Origin of the sequence: Limimaricola sp. G21655-S1 (assembly GCF_027213785.1) — a bacterium.
Classification (GTDB): Bacteria; Pseudomonadota; Alphaproteobacteria; order Rhodobacterales; family Rhodobacteraceae; genus Limimaricola.
Genome location: NZ_JAPWGO010000003.1, coordinates 1 through 14,094, shown reverse-complemented (window position 1 = coordinate 14,094; position 14,094 = coordinate 1). Strand labels below are relative to the sequence as shown.

The following is a 14,094-nucleotide window of genomic DNA, read 5'->3' as shown; positions in this document are numbered from 1 at the left end:
GGAAATGAAACCTTTCAAGACCTTCGCCACCGCCGCCCTGTTCAGCCTCACCGCCCTGCCGGTGCTGGCTGGCACCATGACGCTCTACAAGGACCCGAACTGCGGATGCTGCGCCGCCCATGCCGAATACCTGCGCGAGAACGGCTACGAGGTCGAGATCGTCGAGACCTACGATCTCGCCTCCGTCAACGCCGAGGCTGGCATTCCTCTCGGTCAGCAGGGCTGCCACACGGCGCTGATCGACGGCTACGCTATCAGCGGCCATGTGCCCGCCGACATCCTGTCGCGCTTCCTCGCCGAGAAGCCCGAGGCGATCGGGCTGAGCCTGCCCGGCATGCCTATGGGCGCGCCCGGCATGGGCGATGACCCGGACGTCCAACTCGACGTGGTGATGATCGACGCCGAAGGAACGGTGCTGCCCTACCCAGCCGAGTGATACCCATCGGTTGGCGCGGTGTCGCGCCGGCCATTCCTGCATGAATGGGGGCTCCGATGATGGGACCGGAGATGATGACCGCCACTGGCAGATGGATGATGGCCGACATGGACGCGGTCTGCCTGCTCACCGTGCTGGTGCTGGTGCTGCTGCTCGCCGCGGCGGCGCTGATCGAGTATCTTCGCAGCCCGGGAGGGTAGGCATGGCAAGACGTAGAACAGTGACACTTCTGGCCGCCGCGGGAGGAGCAATGCTGGGCGCCGGAGCGCTTGCGCTCTGGCCCCTCGCCAGCGCCGCAGCGGAGGACGGGCGGCAGCTCTATCTCGACAACTGCGCGTCCTGTCATGGCGCCGATCTCGAAGGCCAGCCCGACTGGCGCTGGCCGTTGCCCTCTGGCCGCCTGCCCGCCCCGCCGCACGACGCAACCGGTCACACTTGGCACCACCCGGACAGGGTGCTGCGCGAAATCATCCTGCGCGGCACCGCCGCGGTGGTCGGAAATGGCTACGAGAGCGACATGCCGGGCTTCGAAGGACTTCTCACCGAGGCCGAAGTTGACGCGATCCTTGACTATCTGAAGTCGGAATGGCCCGAACGCGAACGCATGCATCAGAAGCGCGTGACAACGGCGGATGAGGCCGCCGGCGGCTGACCATGGCCGCCTGGCGATGCCTCTGCGGGCCTCGGCCCCTCACCCTCCCGCTCAGCCGTGATGGTCCATCCCATGTTGGTCCGGATCGTAGGGATTTCCCGCCTTCGGATAGAGGTAGACCATCGTGCCCATAGGCACCTTCTCGTAGAGTTCGATGATGTGGTCGTTCACGAGCCGCGCGCAGCCGTTCGAGACCGCTCGACCAATGGTCGAAGGCTGGTTGGTGCCATGAATCCGCAGATAGGTGTCGCGGCCGTCGACGAAGAGATAGAGCGCCCGCGCGCCGAGCGGATTGTCGAGCCCACCGGGCATCCCGTCTTCCGCATACTTCTCATATTTTTCGGGCTCCCGCTTCACCATGGCCGGCGTAGGCTTCCAGCTCGGCCACTCCTTCTTCATCTGCACGACATAGCGTCCGGCGTGATAAAGGTCGTTACGCCCGACTCCGACGCTGTAGCGGATGGCCCTGCCTTCCGGCAGCGTCCAGTAGAGCGCGAACTCGTCCGGCATCACGTGGATCTCTCCGGGGGGAATACCTGGTGCGATCTCGACTTCGCGCGGCAGGAACTTCTCAGGCAGTTCCTGGCTGGAATGCGCCCATACCGATCCGGGAAGCCAAGCGCCCGCCGCTCCAAAACCTGCGGCCCGTGTCAGAAACTGCCGTCTTTGCATGCCATTCGCCTCAATGCTCGGCCGGTTACCATGACTGAAAGTCCGCCCGGCTCTGTGGGTTCATCACTCAAATCGATATGCCGGTAGAACATGCTCCGGCGCCACACACGAACCAGTCAGCCACTCTCGGTCAGGGGCGCCTTGCCGCCCATCACCTGAAGCATGAACGACCCCGACGCAGTGATCATCAGGAAGCCATGGAAAGCCTCGATTCCGGTAATGAACCGCAGATGGCCGTCCGGGTTCAGGTCGCCCCGCCCCAGAGTGGTGAAATTGACCAACGAGAAGTAGAAATAATCCATGATGCCTACGTCCTTGGTCTCAGGGCCCGGCACGTTCAGTTCGCCAATCCCCAGACCCCGCGCCGCCCACAGGAAGATCGCCGTGTAGACCAGCGCTTCGATCACATGCGCGGCGGTAACTGCGCCGACGGTCAGCGCGAGGTGGCGACCACGCTTCGTGGTGCCACCGCGTGCGATCGCATCGGACACCGTCTTGAGGGTCCCGTAATGGATCGCGGTGCAGATCGCGACGACGAGGATCGAGAGCAAGATAGCCTGGATCATGCGGGCTCAATGAGGATCGGGACAGATCCGTTCCCGATCAATCCCGCGCCTTCTCGAGCAGGGCGACCATCTCGCGGAATTTGGTGCGCTGCTCATCGGCATCGCCCGAGAGGATCGCCGCCTCCATACAGTGGTTGGCGTGATCCTCGATCAGGAGCCGTTCCACCGCCTTGAGCGCCGAGCGCACGGCGGTTGTCTGCATCAGCACATCGACACAGTAGCGGTCTTCCTCGACCATCCGCGAGACGCCCCTGATCTGGCCTTCGAGCCGCGCCAGCCGCTTCTGAATCGCTACCTTGTTCTGCTTTTCTTGCATGTCATTCGCCTCCGGCTTCGGAACAATACGCCCGAACGATGGTTCCCGCCATACCCTATGAGGGTATCTTGGCCGACATACCCCTCTGGGGTATAATGCGGCATCGAGGGGCCGAGTCGGCGCCTCCGCAGCAAGGAGACTTGCCATGGACCACAGCAGTCATGCGCATGCGCATCATTACCCCCTTCCCGGCGATCGCACCGCAACCGATCCGGTCTGCGGCATGAGCGTCGATGTCGAAACCGCCAAGCCTGTCTCGGAGCACGAGGGGGAAACCTTCTACTTCTGTTCGGCCAAGTGCCGCGAGAAGTTTGACGCCCGACCCGAGGTCTTTCTCGATCCCGCGCTGAAGGCCGCGCCGCCCGAGCGGGAGGACGAGATCTACACCTGCCCGATGCACCCCGAGATCGAACAGATCGGCCCCGGCTCCTGCCCGATCTGCGGCATGGCGCTGGAGCCCAAGGGCATTCCGATGACCGAGGGCCCGAGCGAGGAATACATCGACTTCCGTCGCCGCTTCGTTCTCGGCGCGGCGCTGACGATCCCGCTCGCGGTCATAGCCATGGGACGGCATTTCGCGCCAGACGCCTTCGCCATCATCTCCGCCCCGATGCTCGACTGGATCGAACTGATCCTCGCGACGCCGGTGGTGCTGTGGTGTGCCCTGCCCTTCTTCGAGCGCGGCTGGGCCTCGGTTCGCAATCGAAGCCTCAACATGTTCACGCTGATCGCGCTCGGGGTCGGCGTGGCCTATGTCTACTCGGTCGTCGCCACTGTCGCGCCGGGCCTGTTCCCGCCGCAGTTCCGCGGCCATGAGGGTGAGGTCGGCGTCTATTTCGAGGCGGCGGCGGTGATCGTGACGCTGGTGCTGTTGGGCCAGCTTCTGGAACTGCGCGCGCGCGAACGCACCGGGGGCGCAATTCGCGCGCTGCTCGATCTCGCCCCCAAGACGGCGCGGCTGGTGGACGAGCGTGGAGAACGCGACGTGCCGCTCGACATGCTGCGCTCGAACGACCGGCTGCGCGTGCGCCCGGGCGAGAGCGTGCCGGTGGACGGCGTGGTGCTCGAGGGACGCTCGACCATCGACGAGAGCATGATCACCGGCGAGCCGATCCCGGTCGAGAAGGCCGAGGGCGATCCGGTCACCGGCGGATCGATCAACCAGACCGGCAGTTTCATCATGGAGGCGCAGCGCGTCGGCGCCGACACCATGCTCAACCGCATCGTCGCCATGGTGGCCGAGGCGCAGCGCAGCCAGGCGCCGATCCAGAAGCTCGCCGACAAGGTCTCGGGCTATTTCGTGCCCGCCGTGGTCGGCGTGGCGATCCTCGCCTTCGTGGTCTGGAGCATCTTCGGCCCCGACCCGGCGATGGCGTTCGCGCTGGTCTCGGCGGTCTCGGTGCTGATCATCGCCTGCCCCTGTGCCTTGGGTCTCGCCACACCGATGTCGATCATGGTGGGCGTCGGCAAGGGCGCGGGGCACGGCGTGCTGATCAAGAACGCCGCCGCGCTCGAACGCTTCGCCGCCGTCGACACGCTGGTCGTGGACAAGACCGGCACCTTGACCGAGGGGCGCCCGGCACTGGTCGAGGTATTGGCCGAAGGCATGACCGAGGACGAGCTTCTGGGCCTCGTGGCGGCGCTCGAGGCGCAGTCCGAGCATCCGCTGGCGCGTGCCATCGTCGAGGGTGCATCGGCGCGCGGCATCACCCTGCCCGAAGTCGAGGACTTCGACAGCACCACCGGCAAGGGCATCTCGGGTCGCGTCGCGGGCCGCAGCATCGCCATCGGCAACGTCGCGATGATGCAGGATGCGGGCGCCGACACCGCCGCCCTGTCCGAGCGCGCCGATGCCGCGCGGCGCAAGGGGCAGACGGCCATTCTCGTGGCGGTGGACGGACGCGCCGCCGGGCTGGTGGCCGTGGCCGACCGGATCAAGGAGACGACGCCCAAGGCCATCGCGGCGCTGCATGACGAAGGCCTGCGCATCGTCATGCTCACCGGCGACAACGAGGTAACCGCCCGCGCCGTGGCTTCCGACCTCGGCATCGACGAGGTGATCGCCGAGGTGCTGCCCGCCGACAAGCAGGCAGCGATCCGAAGGCTGCAATCCGAGGGCCGCACCGTGGCGATGGCGGGTGACGGGGTGAACGACGCGCCGGCGCTGGCGGCGGCCGATGTCGGCATCGCCATGGGCACCGGCGCCGATGTCGCGGTCGAAAGCGCGGGCGTCACGCTGGTGCGCGGCGACCTGACGGCGCTGGTCACCGCGCGCCGGCTCAGCCGCGCCACGGTGCGCAACATCAAGCAGAACCTGGCCTTCGCCTTCTTTTACAACGGCCTCGGCGTGCCCATCGCCGCGGGCCTGCTCTACCCCTTTACCGGGCTGCTGCTGTCACCGGTGATCGCCGCCGCCGCGATGAGCCTGTCCTCGGTCTCGGTGATCGGCAATGCGCTGCGCCTGCGTGCCGCGCGGGTCGGCTTCGAGGCGAACTGATCCGACCGGAGCACCCCCGGCCATCGGCCCGGGGGTGCTCCTTCGTATGTGAACGGACCGCGTTCCGGTCCGGCAGTGAAAGGAGAATTTCCATGTCCTACTGGCGCTTCGCCGCGATGATCGCGACCTCGACGGTGGTGATGTTCGGGCTGATGTACATCAACACCTACGCCTTCGAGCACGTCTTCTTCAGCGAAACCCGGACCTACATGGCGCTGCTGATGGGCGCGGTGATGGCGGTGATCATGCTCAGTTTCATGCTGTCGATGTATGCCAGCCGTGCGATCAACATCGCGATCTATGCGGGTGCCGTCGTTGTCTTCGGCCTGACGCTCTGGCTGATCCGCAGCCAGGAGACGGTTGACGACACCAGCTACATGGCCGCGATGATCCCGCACCACTCGATCGCCATTATGACCTCGGAGCGGGCGCAGATCGAGGACCCGCGCGTGCGCAAGCTGGCCGATGAGATCATCGCGGCGCAGCGCAAGGAGATCGGCGAGATGCGCTCCCTGATCGCCGACATCGAGGAGAACGGCATCGCGACCGACCCCGCGCTTGGCGAATCCGAGGCCCCCGCCGAGGAAGGCACGGTCGAGGAGGCCCTGAGCTCGGTGCAGCTGGCGGGTCTCGACCCGGCAGGGATGACGCCCGAGAACATCCAGACCGTCCTCGAAAGCGACGCCACCTGCGCGTTCCGCCGCACCAACGAGGGTGAGCCGGTGCTCGCCATGGCGGGCGAAAATGGCGCGATCAAGCTCTCGGGCGTGTTGATCCCGCTGACCGCCGGCGCGCCCATCGCGGTCGAAACGTTGGAGGACGGTGCCCGGCTGAGCGCCGAAGGCGTCGATATCTCCGTTATGCCGGACCCCGGGGCCGACTGGACCGACACCGACGGCAGCCTGCGCCGCGCCGAGGCTGAGATGACCTTTCATCTCGAACAGGGCCTGACGGTGGGCTATCGCGGTTTCCTCGATTGCGCCGCCTGATCGGCGCGACAACCGCCATCGGCTCTTGCGGGCCGGTGGCGAGCCGGTCGATCGGGGTGTCGGTCGACCATGCCGACATGGGTGAGCGCGATCCGTCTGATTGCGCCACTGTGCCGGTCATCCTGTCATGGGGACGACCGGTATCGTTTCTGCCATCAGCAGGTTGAACAGGGTCTGGCGATTGCTGCACATCGGTCGATCCGACGCTCTCGGGAGGTTGGACCGACAAGCCCGACGGGGTTCAGTGGTCGAAAACCGTTCCCTGATCCATAGGTGCCGAGAGCTCTTCATGGACCTCGCCGTGATCGTCGGCATGGTCATCTGCATGCCCCGCCGGCGAGGCCGCTCCATGATGGCCGGGGCTCATCGGCAAGGTCTCCGCGTAGGACCGCAGGGCCAGATGAAAGACCCCTGCAAAGACCAATCCCCCGACGATCATCAGCATCCAGCTCCGGCCATGCAGCACGTAGCCCTGACGGATCGCGAAGGCGAGCGAGGAGACGAAGACCCCGATCGGCGCGCTCCAGCTCGCGAAGACCGGCGTGTCATAGAAATGCTGCGCGGCCCCGGACACCATGCCGATGCCGATCGCCAGAAGCAGAGACACCAAGACGTATTTCAGGACGCTGTCGCCCAGGATGCCCGTCTTGAACAGGACCTCGTTGAGATAGGAGCCGAACGCGAACAGCACAGCGCCCACGGCCATGAGAGCCAAGGCATAGGAGCGCATGTCCGGCTGGGCCGCGTGCACGAGCGAGCCCGAGATCAGGCCCATGCCGAGAAACATGGTGAGATAGGAGAAGTAGGGTTTGAAGACCTCCCACGGCGCGGTGAAGGTCACTTCGTTGGGTCGGGCATTTGTCGACATCTGGTCGAGACTTTCGCTGAGTTTCAGAGTTTCATTTCGGCCCCGGCTTCGATGGTGAAGCCGGGTGTCACTCACACCCGTGCCGCTGCTGCGGCGCGGGCGTGGACAAGCATTTCGAGAAGTGATGCGTCAGGGAGCTGTCGGCTTTCCCGTAGCGCACCCCGGGCCACGGCTGCCCTGTGACGGGCAGCCGCCATCGGCTTATCCCGCCCGAACAGCGAACTCGGTCATCATGCCGCTCGCGAGATGCGGCATCTGGTGACAATGCAGCATCCAGCGTGCCGCCTCGCCCGCGTCGAGCGCCACGGTGACGGCCGCCATCGGCGGCACGTAGACCGTGTCGCGCAGCGCGCCCGAAAAGCGAAGCCCGTTGATCTCGACGACCTGGAACACATGGCCGTGCAGATGCATCGGGTGCCCCATCGACGACATGTTGTGGAACATCAGCTCCACCCGCTCGCCGCTGATCGCGGGGACCGGCTGGCGCTCTTCCCAGACCTTGCCGTCGATGGTCCAGACATAGGGCTGCATCTGCCCGCCGAGCATGACCATCTGTTTGCGGTCCACCGCACGCTCGGCCAGCGGCGACACGGCGCGCAAAAGCCCCTCCTGTTCGAGCTCGAGGTCGAAGGCGGGGGCGGCTTTCTGCGCGGTGCCGGTGATCTTCTCGACCTGCGCGCCCTTGCTCGCCAGCACGATCCCGGTGCGCTCGACCGCGCCCTCGCGCAGCGCGAGGATCGGAAAGGCGCCGCCGCCCGGCAGGTCGATCTCGATGTCGAGCCGCTGCGCCATCGCCGCCCCGAAGCGGCGGCCCGGAAGCGGCTGCACCGGATGGCCGTCAACGGCGACCAGCCGCGCCGGAGCGGTGCCGCTGTCGATCCAGAAGGTCGTCGCCGCCGCGGCATTGATCACCCGCAGCAGCACCCGCCCGCCCGGCTCCACGCTCACCACCTCGGGGTCCGACAGCGTGCGGTCATTGGCGAGATAGGCGTCGAAGTCATAATCGTTGAGATCGGCGGTCATCGGCTCGGCATGGCTCATGGACCCATGATCCATCCCGGCCATCGCGCCTTCCATGCGCTTCCCGCCCATCGCCGACATGACGCCGTGATCCATGCCCTGCATGGCCATGCCGGAGGTGATCTCCTCCATCACCTCCTCGGGCACCTTGAAGGAAAAGTCATGCAGGAACATCACCACCTCCTGCCGGTCGGTAGCGAGATCCTCGTTCCGCCGCACGATCAGCGGCGCGGCGAGCATGCCAAGCTCCTGCGTCGGGATATGGCTGTGCATCCAGTGGGTGCCCGGCATCGGCGCGAAGTCGTAGTCGCGGCTCTCGCCCGGGGCCAGCGGCGGCATCGGCAGGTTCGGCACGCCGTCCTGCGCATGGGGCGGGATCTGCCCATGCCAGTGAATGAGCGTCTCAACGTCGAGCTGGTTCTCCAGCCGGACCGCGAAGCGCTGGCTGGGATCGAGGGTCAGGCCGGGGCGGCCATCGGGGCCGAGCACACCCATGACGGTGGCGGCGCGTCCTTCGATATCGAGCGTGCGGCTGGTGGCGCGCAGCGCAAGCGGCGCGGTCTGGCCCCGGGCGAAGCCGGGCATGGAAAGGGTCGCGGCCGTGGCCGCGCTGGCGGCGAGAAAGCCGCGACGGGAAATCTGGGTCATCTGTCTGTCATCCTTGCGGCGTAGGTTGCCGCGCGTGAAGGGTCCCGGCGCGCCGGGGGAGAACACGAAGTGTCAGACGATCTTGGGCGGATGCCACGGCGGTGCGGGTATACGCCCCTCGGCCGAAAGCCGCACCGGGCTCCAAGGCGCTTCCGCCCCGCGCGCGAGGATGCGGTAGCCTTCGGGACTGGTAGCGACGGGACGCTGCGCGAGACACATCAGCGCACAGGCGGCGTCATGCGCGGTGTCGTGATGCCCCTTCGGGACGTGGTGTTCGGCCTGATGGATCGACGCCGCCGGCACCTCGGCCGCGCCGCTGTCGAAGCCCCACCCCGCCAGCAGCAAAAGCACCACCCCCAGAAGGGCGGGCAAGGCGGCAGGAAGGCGAATGCGGTGGCTCATGTCACGGCCACACATGGCAGGTCCCGCGCGCGGCGCAAGAGGCCGCGCGAGGGGGCGAGGTCACATCGGCGCCATGCCGCGCGCCCCTTCGCCACGCCGCCTCAGTCGATGCCGTTCTCGCGCTGGAGCGCGCGCACATACGCCACGACATTGGCGACATCGGCATCCGTCAGCCCCTCGATCGGGGGCATGTCACCAAAGCTCCAGTGATGCGACCTCACCCCGTTGCGCACGGCGGCGAGAAAGGCGTAGTCGCCATGATGGCTCGGCTCGTAGGTCTTGTGCACCAAGGGCGGCGCAACGCCGTTCTGGCCTGCCGCGTTCGCGCCGTGGCAATCGGCGCAGACCGCGTCGAAGGCCCGCTTGCCCATCTGCGCCTGCTCGTCGAGCGCCGCGGGCAGCCCGACCTGCACGATGGGCGCGCCCTGCGGGATCTCGGAGGTGTCGGGCGGGGTCATGGAATGGCCCGCCATGCCGCCCTCGTCGGGCGTTGCAGCAATCCACAGCAAGCCGCCTGCGAGAATGACGCCCGCAGCGCCGAGAATGATCGTCTTGTTCATCTGTCTGTCTTTCGAATGCGTTCAACGGCGCGCCTCCTGTGGCACGCCCATGATTTCGGCCCGGACGCTCAGCGCGCCTGCGCGAGCGCGTCGATTTCGGAAGGAACCTCAGGGTCCAGCAGGTAGGCCGCGATGGCCCGCCTGTCGGCCTCGTCGAGGAAGCTGGTCCCCTGCTCCACCACCTCGGCCATGGAGCCGCCGAAGACATCGCCCGAGGGTGTGATCCCGGTCTCGAGCGCATAGGCAAGCGCGCTCGCGGTCCAGCCCTCCTCCTTCAGGTCTGCGGCGCGGATTGAAGGTGCTACGGAGCCGCCGGGCAGGTCATCATTGCCGCCGAAGGGACGGCCGTCCAACCCGCCCAGAAGGCCGCGCCCGGTATGGCAGGCCCCGCAATGCGCGGCCCCCTCGACCAGTGCGCGGCCCCTGTTCCAGTCGTCGGATCGGCCCAGCACCGGTGCGGTCTCGGCTTCGCGGAGCGCCGTCGCGCGCCAGACCTTCAGGCCGGAGCGAATGCTGAAAGGAAAAGCGACATCGCTTTCGGCCCGCGTCTCGGCCACCGGCGGCACGCTGGCCAGCGCCGCCCAGAGATCCGCGATGTCCTGATCCGAAAAACCCGCGTAGAACTCGAAGGGAAAGGCGGGGTAATAGGGTGCGCCCTCGGGTGAGATCCCCTCGCGCAGCGCGCGCGCCAGATCGTCCTTGCTCCAGCCGCCGATGCCATGCACGAAATCGGGCGTGATGTTGGGCGGTGCAAAGCTGCCGAAGGGCGTGTCGAGCGGCGTACCGCCCGCCAGCGCCGGGCCATCCGCCGCCGTGTCGGTGTGGCACGCGACGCAGCCCGAGGCCCGCGCCAGATAGGCGCCGCGCCGCGCGTCGCCGTCGAGCGTGATGCGCGATGCCTCGCCGCCGATGGGCCAGACGCGCAGCCCGGCATAGGTCCCGCCCGCAAGCAGGCCCAGCAGGATGACACCCCTGAGAAGTCCCTTCATGCTCAGCTCCCCGATCGGAAACGGCCGTGGCAGGCCGAGCAGGTCTCGCCGATCATGCGGAACACATCGCTCGCCGCCATGGAGCCGTAGTCTGGCGCATTGCTCTTCATGGAGACCGGATCAAGCCCCGCCACCGGCTGGGCCTTGCTTGGCGAGGTCGTGCTTGTCCGTGGCTCGAACCCCATGAGTTGGGCTACTGAATATAAGGCGCCGGGTCCGGTCGGCGGCTCCGTTGCCCCGCTCATGTCCATTCCGGCATGCTCTCCCATGTCCATGCCGGTCTGGCCGCCCATATCCATGCCCGCGTGAGCATCAGTCATGGGCGCGGTGGGGTTGGATGCCGCGCCCACCAGCCCCTCGGCATGGCGGCGCAGTTCATCGGCCAGCGCCGAGAAGTCGTCCGGCGCGGCCCAGACCGCCTCCTTAGCAAAGGACGCACCGCCGCCGCTGCCCTCTGGAAACAGCGCGATCATCGCCTCGCCCGCATGTTTCGCGATCGTCCGCCCGGCAGCCGCGACTGCCGCCTCGTCCTGCGGTGCCTCGCCGCGCATCATCGGGGTCAGGTCGCGCATCGCGTCGCGCATGGCGACCATGCCTTCCATCCGCTCGCGCACCACGCCGGTGGCGCCGTTATGCGCGCCCGCCACGGCCGCGGCCATGATCGCCGTCAGGGCGATGGCCGTCGTTCTGTATGGGGTCATCTCTCACTCGCTTGTCCGGTTTGAAGGTGGGTTCAAACCGAGTATCGAGGAGGCGGTGTCGCGATCCGGAGGATATGGCCCGATCCGAGATCGTAGTGCGGGATGGGACCGATCCGCCGCGCTCTTGCTTCACGCACCGGCAGAACGAGGCTGTCCCCCGTCGACAAGGCATTGCACCGCAGCGACGCATGACAGTTGGGCTTCGAGTGGGAGGATGAATCGCGATGCTGCTCTTCCGTGCCGATCCCGACAGGGCTTGCATGCGCGTGCTTTGCCTCGAAGGCCATGGTGCCGATGAGCAGCGACAGCGCGACCATGATCCGCAAGAAACAAAGGGGCATCCGCGTTTTCATCAAGCGTCCGGCATTCTCGCGCAACCACTGGTCCGACATCAGTAGTCGACGGGAGGCCAATATGAAAGTGTGGGCTGGCCCGAGGCAGGTATCGGGCAAAGAACCGCCCGTAGGCTTGACCTGATAGTCACTGCGCTCCCGACCAGCATCTCGTCCGGCAGCAGGCCCGCATACTTTTTCTTCCACCTGAAATAGGTCGCCGGACTAATCCTAACTTTGCGGTAGATCTCCTCGACGCTGAACCCGTTATCCGCCTGCTTCAGGATGAAGGCGATCTGCTGTTCGCTGAATCGAGATGTCCGCATTGGTCTTCCTCGCGTTGCCTGCCCGGCAGTTTATGAGACTTTTCCCAGATCCGGCGGTCCAGTTTCCCGGAAGCAGGCCAGGGTAGAAAACAGGTTCCATCATCGCCACCCACAGGGATAGCACTTGATCTCGCTCAATGTGTCATTGGGAGGAATGCTCCAGAAGTATCTAAGCAACCCTACAACAAAGAGGAGATACAGATGCGTCACAATAAAACAGTCTTACTCGCCGCCGCCGCCGCCGCTGCTGCTGCTTTACTGACGGCTCCGGCAGCCGCACAGCAGCAAATGCAGGGCGGGATGCAGCAGGGCATGCAAAGCATCCCGGGCATGATGCAGGGTCAAGGCATGCTGGGCCAGATGAAGGGCGGCCGCATGATGGGCAACATGGGCGGCCATATGATGGGCGACGTAAGCGGTCAGATGATGGGCGGCGGTCCGGCTATACATCTCGAGGGCCGTCTCGCATTCCTGAAGACCGAACTCGGCGTCACTGGTGCTCAGATGGATGTCTGGCAAGACTATGCCGCTGCGGTTCGCAACTCCGTCGGCTCCATGCAAGAGATGCACGAGATGATGATGTCGGGCGATTGGCCGACGTCGTTCCCCGAGCGCATGGAACGCCACGAGCAGATGATGTCGGCACGCATCGAGACCCTGACAAAGCTGCGCGAAGCGGCTGTGCCCCTATACGAGGCGCTGGATGACGAGCAAAAGCAGATGGCAGACAGAATTATGGGCATGGGCATGGGCATGATGTGAGGACGCTTGTCTTCGGCCCGGAACCGAAAAATCTGCGGCGATGAAGTGTCGTTGCATCGGAAGTTGCAGATGGCGCTGGGGGTGTCGCGGCACTTGGCCTGAAAAACGAGCGGCCCCATGCCTCCCCAAGCTTCGAGCCAAACTGACCGCATGGGTCGTAGAAGGCTTCGCATTTGTAGCACGGGCGTGCCTGTCGGGACCGGCCCAAAGCCGCCCTTCATGTCCTGCGCCGCGCAGGTTGACTTGGCGGCTCAACCCGGAACCGAGACAGATCTATCCCAGTAGGCGGGCACTTCATTGGTGCAGGCCAGATACTCCAACCCGCAGCTCTTGAGCCAGCGCATTTGGTAAGGTAGTGCCGAAAGCCAAATAGACCTCGCATGAGAGGCCTCGAGCAGTGGCAACTACCAAATTTCCGCGACGCGCCTTGTTGTTGGGCGGGCTGGCCGCCTTTTTGTCTGGCTGTGCCCGAAAGTTTCGATCTTATAACGGACCCGCTGTAACCCGGTTGCGAATTTATAAGGCGCAGCGGTTGCTGATGCTTGACGGTGCGGATGGTGTCTTGAAGACCTACCCTATCGGGCTGGGCTTCGCACCCGAAGGCCACAAGCAGTTCGAGGGGGATGGACGGACCCCGGAGGGTTCGTATCTGATTGATCGGCGGAATCCGAAAAGTCTTTTCCACCTCTCCATCGGCATTTCCTATCCCAATGAGGCTGACATCGCATTTGCGGAAGCGCTTGGCCGACCTCCCGGAAAAGACATTTTCATCCATGGCGGCCCGAGACCCGGGGTCGACCCCATGGATGTCCTCGACTGGACGGCAGGCTGCATCTCGGTGTCGGACCGTCAGATCGAAGAGATCTACGCCATGGTGCGGAAAGGAACGCCCATCGATATCTACGCCTGACGATCAGGTAAAGCGACGGCGCAGTGCGATGTTGAGGGCCTCGATGGCGATGACTGCAAGCGTCACACTGGCCGCCGTATCGTATTGAAAAGAACGCACGTAGGTTTGGATGTGGAAGCCGATCCCGCTTGCACCAACGATGTCGAGGATCAGCGCCTCGCGGAGGTTGAGCTCAAGCCGGAAAATCGTGTCATGGGCAACAACTGGTGCCCGATTGAGCCTGTCGGCATTGTCTCTTCAGCGGAGGCGGACACTACGCTGCTCTCGAGGCATCGAGCATGGCCGCGTAGTTAAAACAAACCAGCCCCCGGGAAGTCCGGCGCGGTTCATGTCGCGATAATGTTGCGGCCACGGGGACTGCTTTGCCAAGTAGGTCGGCGGCAAGGCCGCTTGAAAGGCGCGTCTCTGGAAGCCGAAGCATCGGGTCGACCAGCAGCTGGGCGACCCG

The 14,094-nt window shown here is 65.5% G+C and carries 17 protein-coding genes and 1 pseudogene; 7 read left to right on the top strand and 11 right to left on the bottom strand.

The window, feature by feature from the left end; all coding sequences use genetic code 11:
- Positions 1–4 precede the first annotated feature (4 nt).
- Genes O4G76_RS04440 through O4G76_RS04430 form a run of 3 tightly spaced genes read left to right on the top strand, consistent with a single transcriptional unit; the run spans position 5 to position 1,088 of the window.
- On the top strand, positions 5–436 hold the full coding sequence (locus O4G76_RS04440; protein WP_269396186.1) for a DUF411 domain-containing protein: 432 nt from the start codon (positions 5–7) through the stop codon (positions 434–436).
- A 56-nt stretch (positions 437–492) separates the two neighbouring features.
- Positions 493–636 carry a hypothetical protein gene (locus O4G76_RS04435; protein ID WP_269396185.1) on the top strand — a complete coding sequence of 48 codons (144 nt, stop codon included), beginning with the start codon at positions 493–495 and terminating at the stop codon, positions 634–636.
- 50 nt (positions 637–686) lie between these two features.
- Positions 687–1,088 (top strand): cytochrome c, encoded by a 402-nt coding sequence (locus O4G76_RS04430; RefSeq protein ID WP_269396384.1) that lies wholly within the window; start codon positions 687–689, stop codon positions 1,086–1,088.
- 51 nt (positions 1,089–1,139) lie between these two features.
- Here the strand turns inward: O4G76_RS04430 and O4G76_RS04425 are convergent, their stop codons facing one another.
- The 3 genes from O4G76_RS04425 to O4G76_RS04415 all read right to left on the bottom strand — a co-directional run bounded on the left by O4G76_RS04425 (position 1,140) and on the right by O4G76_RS04415 (position 2,642).
- Positions 1,140–1,760, bottom strand: a complete 621-nt coding sequence (locus O4G76_RS04425) for a L,D-transpeptidase (RefSeq protein ID WP_269396184.1) — start codon at positions 1,758–1,760, stop codon at positions 1,140–1,142.
- A gap of 116 nt (positions 1,761–1,876) precedes the next feature.
- Positions 1,877–2,326 carry an ion channel gene (locus O4G76_RS04420; protein WP_269396183.1) on the bottom strand — a complete coding sequence of 150 codons (450 nt, stop codon included), beginning with the start codon at positions 2,324–2,326 and terminating at the stop codon, positions 1,877–1,879.
- Between the two features lie 37 nt (positions 2,327–2,363).
- The gene (locus O4G76_RS04415; protein WP_269396182.1) at positions 2,364–2,642 is read right to left on the bottom strand and encodes a metal-sensitive transcriptional regulator; all 279 of its coding nucleotides are present in this window, start codon (positions 2,640–2,642) and stop codon (positions 2,364–2,366) included.
- 145 nt (positions 2,643–2,787) lie between these two features.
- Between O4G76_RS04415 and O4G76_RS04410 the strand changes: the two genes are divergently transcribed.
- Entirely contained in the window at positions 2,788–5,139 is a 2,352-nt protein-coding gene (locus tag O4G76_RS04410) for a heavy metal translocating P-type ATPase (RefSeq protein ID WP_269396181.1), read from the top strand.
- A 92-nt stretch (positions 5,140–5,231) separates the two neighbouring features.
- On the top strand, positions 5,232–6,128 hold the full coding sequence (locus tag O4G76_RS04405; protein WP_269396180.1) for a DUF305 domain-containing protein: 897 nt from the start codon (positions 5,232–5,234) through the stop codon (positions 6,126–6,128).
- A 241-nt stretch (positions 6,129–6,369) separates the two neighbouring features.
- Here O4G76_RS04405 and O4G76_RS04400 read toward each other — a convergent pair whose 3' ends face one another.
- The 8 genes and pseudogenes from O4G76_RS04400 to O4G76_RS04365 all read right to left on the bottom strand — a co-directional run.
- Positions 6,370–6,996, bottom strand: a complete 627-nt coding sequence (locus O4G76_RS04400; RefSeq protein WP_269396179.1) for a hypothetical protein — start codon at positions 6,994–6,996, stop codon at positions 6,370–6,372.
- A 201-nt stretch (positions 6,997–7,197) separates the two neighbouring features.
- Positions 7,198–8,664 carry a multicopper oxidase family protein gene (locus O4G76_RS04395; RefSeq protein WP_269396178.1) on the bottom strand — a complete coding sequence of 489 codons (1,467 nt, stop codon included), beginning with the start codon at positions 8,662–8,664 and terminating at the stop codon, positions 7,198–7,200.
- Between the two features lie 72 nt (positions 8,665–8,736).
- Entirely contained in the window at positions 8,737–9,081 is a 345-nt protein-coding gene (locus O4G76_RS04390) for a hypothetical protein (RefSeq protein WP_269396177.1), read from the bottom strand.
- A gap of 86 nt (positions 9,082–9,167) precedes the next feature.
- Positions 9,168–9,626, bottom strand: a complete 459-nt coding sequence (locus O4G76_RS04385; protein WP_269396176.1) for a cytochrome c — start codon at positions 9,624–9,626, stop codon at positions 9,168–9,170.
- Positions 9,627–9,694: 68 nt separating this feature from the next.
- Positions 9,695–10,615 carry a cytochrome c gene (locus tag O4G76_RS04380; protein WP_269396175.1) on the bottom strand — a complete coding sequence of 307 codons (921 nt, stop codon included), beginning with the start codon at positions 10,613–10,615 and terminating at the stop codon, positions 9,695–9,697.
- A 2-nt stretch (positions 10,616–10,617) separates the two neighbouring features.
- A complete protein-coding gene (locus tag O4G76_RS04375) occupies positions 10,618–11,316 on the bottom strand; it encodes a cytochrome c (RefSeq protein ID WP_269396174.1) in 699 nt (232 codons plus the stop codon).
- 32 nt (positions 11,317–11,348) lie between these two features.
- Positions 11,349–11,642, bottom strand: coding sequence for a hypothetical protein (locus O4G76_RS04370; RefSeq protein WP_269396173.1), 294 nt, complete (start codon positions 11,640–11,642; stop codon positions 11,349–11,351).
- 173 nt (positions 11,643–11,815) lie between these two features.
- Positions 11,816–11,974, bottom strand: a pseudogene (locus O4G76_RS04365) (transposase); the annotation flags it as partial.
- A gap of 201 nt (positions 11,975–12,175) precedes the next feature.
- Between O4G76_RS04365 and O4G76_RS04360 the strand changes: the two are divergent.
- Positions 12,176–12,736, top strand: a complete 561-nt coding sequence (locus O4G76_RS04360; RefSeq protein WP_269396172.1) for a Spy/CpxP family protein refolding chaperone — start codon at positions 12,176–12,178, stop codon at positions 12,734–12,736.
- 397 nt (positions 12,737–13,133) lie between these two features.
- Complete coding sequence (locus O4G76_RS04355; protein ID WP_269396171.1) at positions 13,134–13,646, top strand: L,D-transpeptidase family protein; 513 nt, start codon at positions 13,134–13,136, stop codon at positions 13,644–13,646.
- Positions 13,647–14,094: the final 448 nt, after the last annotated feature.

Bases quoted from the DNA above. Each gene is read 5' to 3' on its own strand.
- O4G76_RS04360 (WP_269396172.1), top strand. From the start codon at position 12,176: ATGCGTCACAATAAAACAGTCTTACTCGCCGCCGCCGCCGCCGCTGCT.
- O4G76_RS04375 (WP_269396174.1), bottom strand. From the start codon at position 11,316: ATGACCCCATACAGAACGACGGCCATCGCCCTGACGGCGATCATGGCC.
- O4G76_RS04440 (WP_269396186.1), top strand. From the start codon at position 5: ATGAAACCTTTCAAGACCTTCGCCACCGCCGCCCTGTTCAGCCTCACC.
- O4G76_RS04385 (WP_269396176.1), bottom strand. From the start codon at position 9,626: ATGAACAAGACGATCATTCTCGGCGCTGCGGGCGTCATTCTCGCAGGC.
- O4G76_RS04430 (WP_269396384.1), top strand. From the start codon at position 687: ATGCTGGGCGCCGGAGCGCTTGCGCTCTGGCCCCTCGCCAGCGCCGCA.
- O4G76_RS04410 (WP_269396181.1), top strand. From the start codon at position 2,788: ATGGACCACAGCAGTCATGCGCATGCGCATCATTACCCCCTTCCCGGC.
- O4G76_RS04415 (WP_269396182.1), bottom strand. From the start codon at position 2,642: ATGCAAGAAAAGCAGAACAAGGTAGCGATTCAGAAGCGGCTGGCGCGG.
- O4G76_RS04380 (WP_269396175.1), bottom strand. From the start codon at position 10,615: ATGAAGGGACTTCTCAGGGGTGTCATCCTGCTGGGCCTGCTTGCGGGC.
- O4G76_RS04425 (WP_269396184.1), bottom strand. From the start codon at position 1,760: ATGCAAAGACGGCAGTTTCTGACACGGGCCGCAGGTTTTGGAGCGGCG.
- O4G76_RS04395 (WP_269396178.1), bottom strand. From the start codon at position 8,664: ATGACCCAGATTTCCCGTCGCGGCTTTCTCGCCGCCAGCGCGGCCACG.
- O4G76_RS04435 (WP_269396185.1), top strand. From the start codon at position 493: ATGATGGGACCGGAGATGATGACCGCCACTGGCAGATGGATGATGGCC.
- O4G76_RS04390 (WP_269396177.1), bottom strand. From the start codon at position 9,081: ATGTGTGGCCGTGACATGAGCCACCGCATTCGCCTTCCTGCCGCCTTG.
- O4G76_RS04405 (WP_269396180.1), top strand. From the start codon at position 5,232: ATGTCCTACTGGCGCTTCGCCGCGATGATCGCGACCTCGACGGTGGTG.
- O4G76_RS04420 (WP_269396183.1), bottom strand. From the start codon at position 2,326: ATGATCCAGGCTATCTTGCTCTCGATCCTCGTCGTCGCGATCTGCACC.
- O4G76_RS04400 (WP_269396179.1), bottom strand. From the start codon at position 6,996: ATGTCGACAAATGCCCGACCCAACGAAGTGACCTTCACCGCGCCGTGG.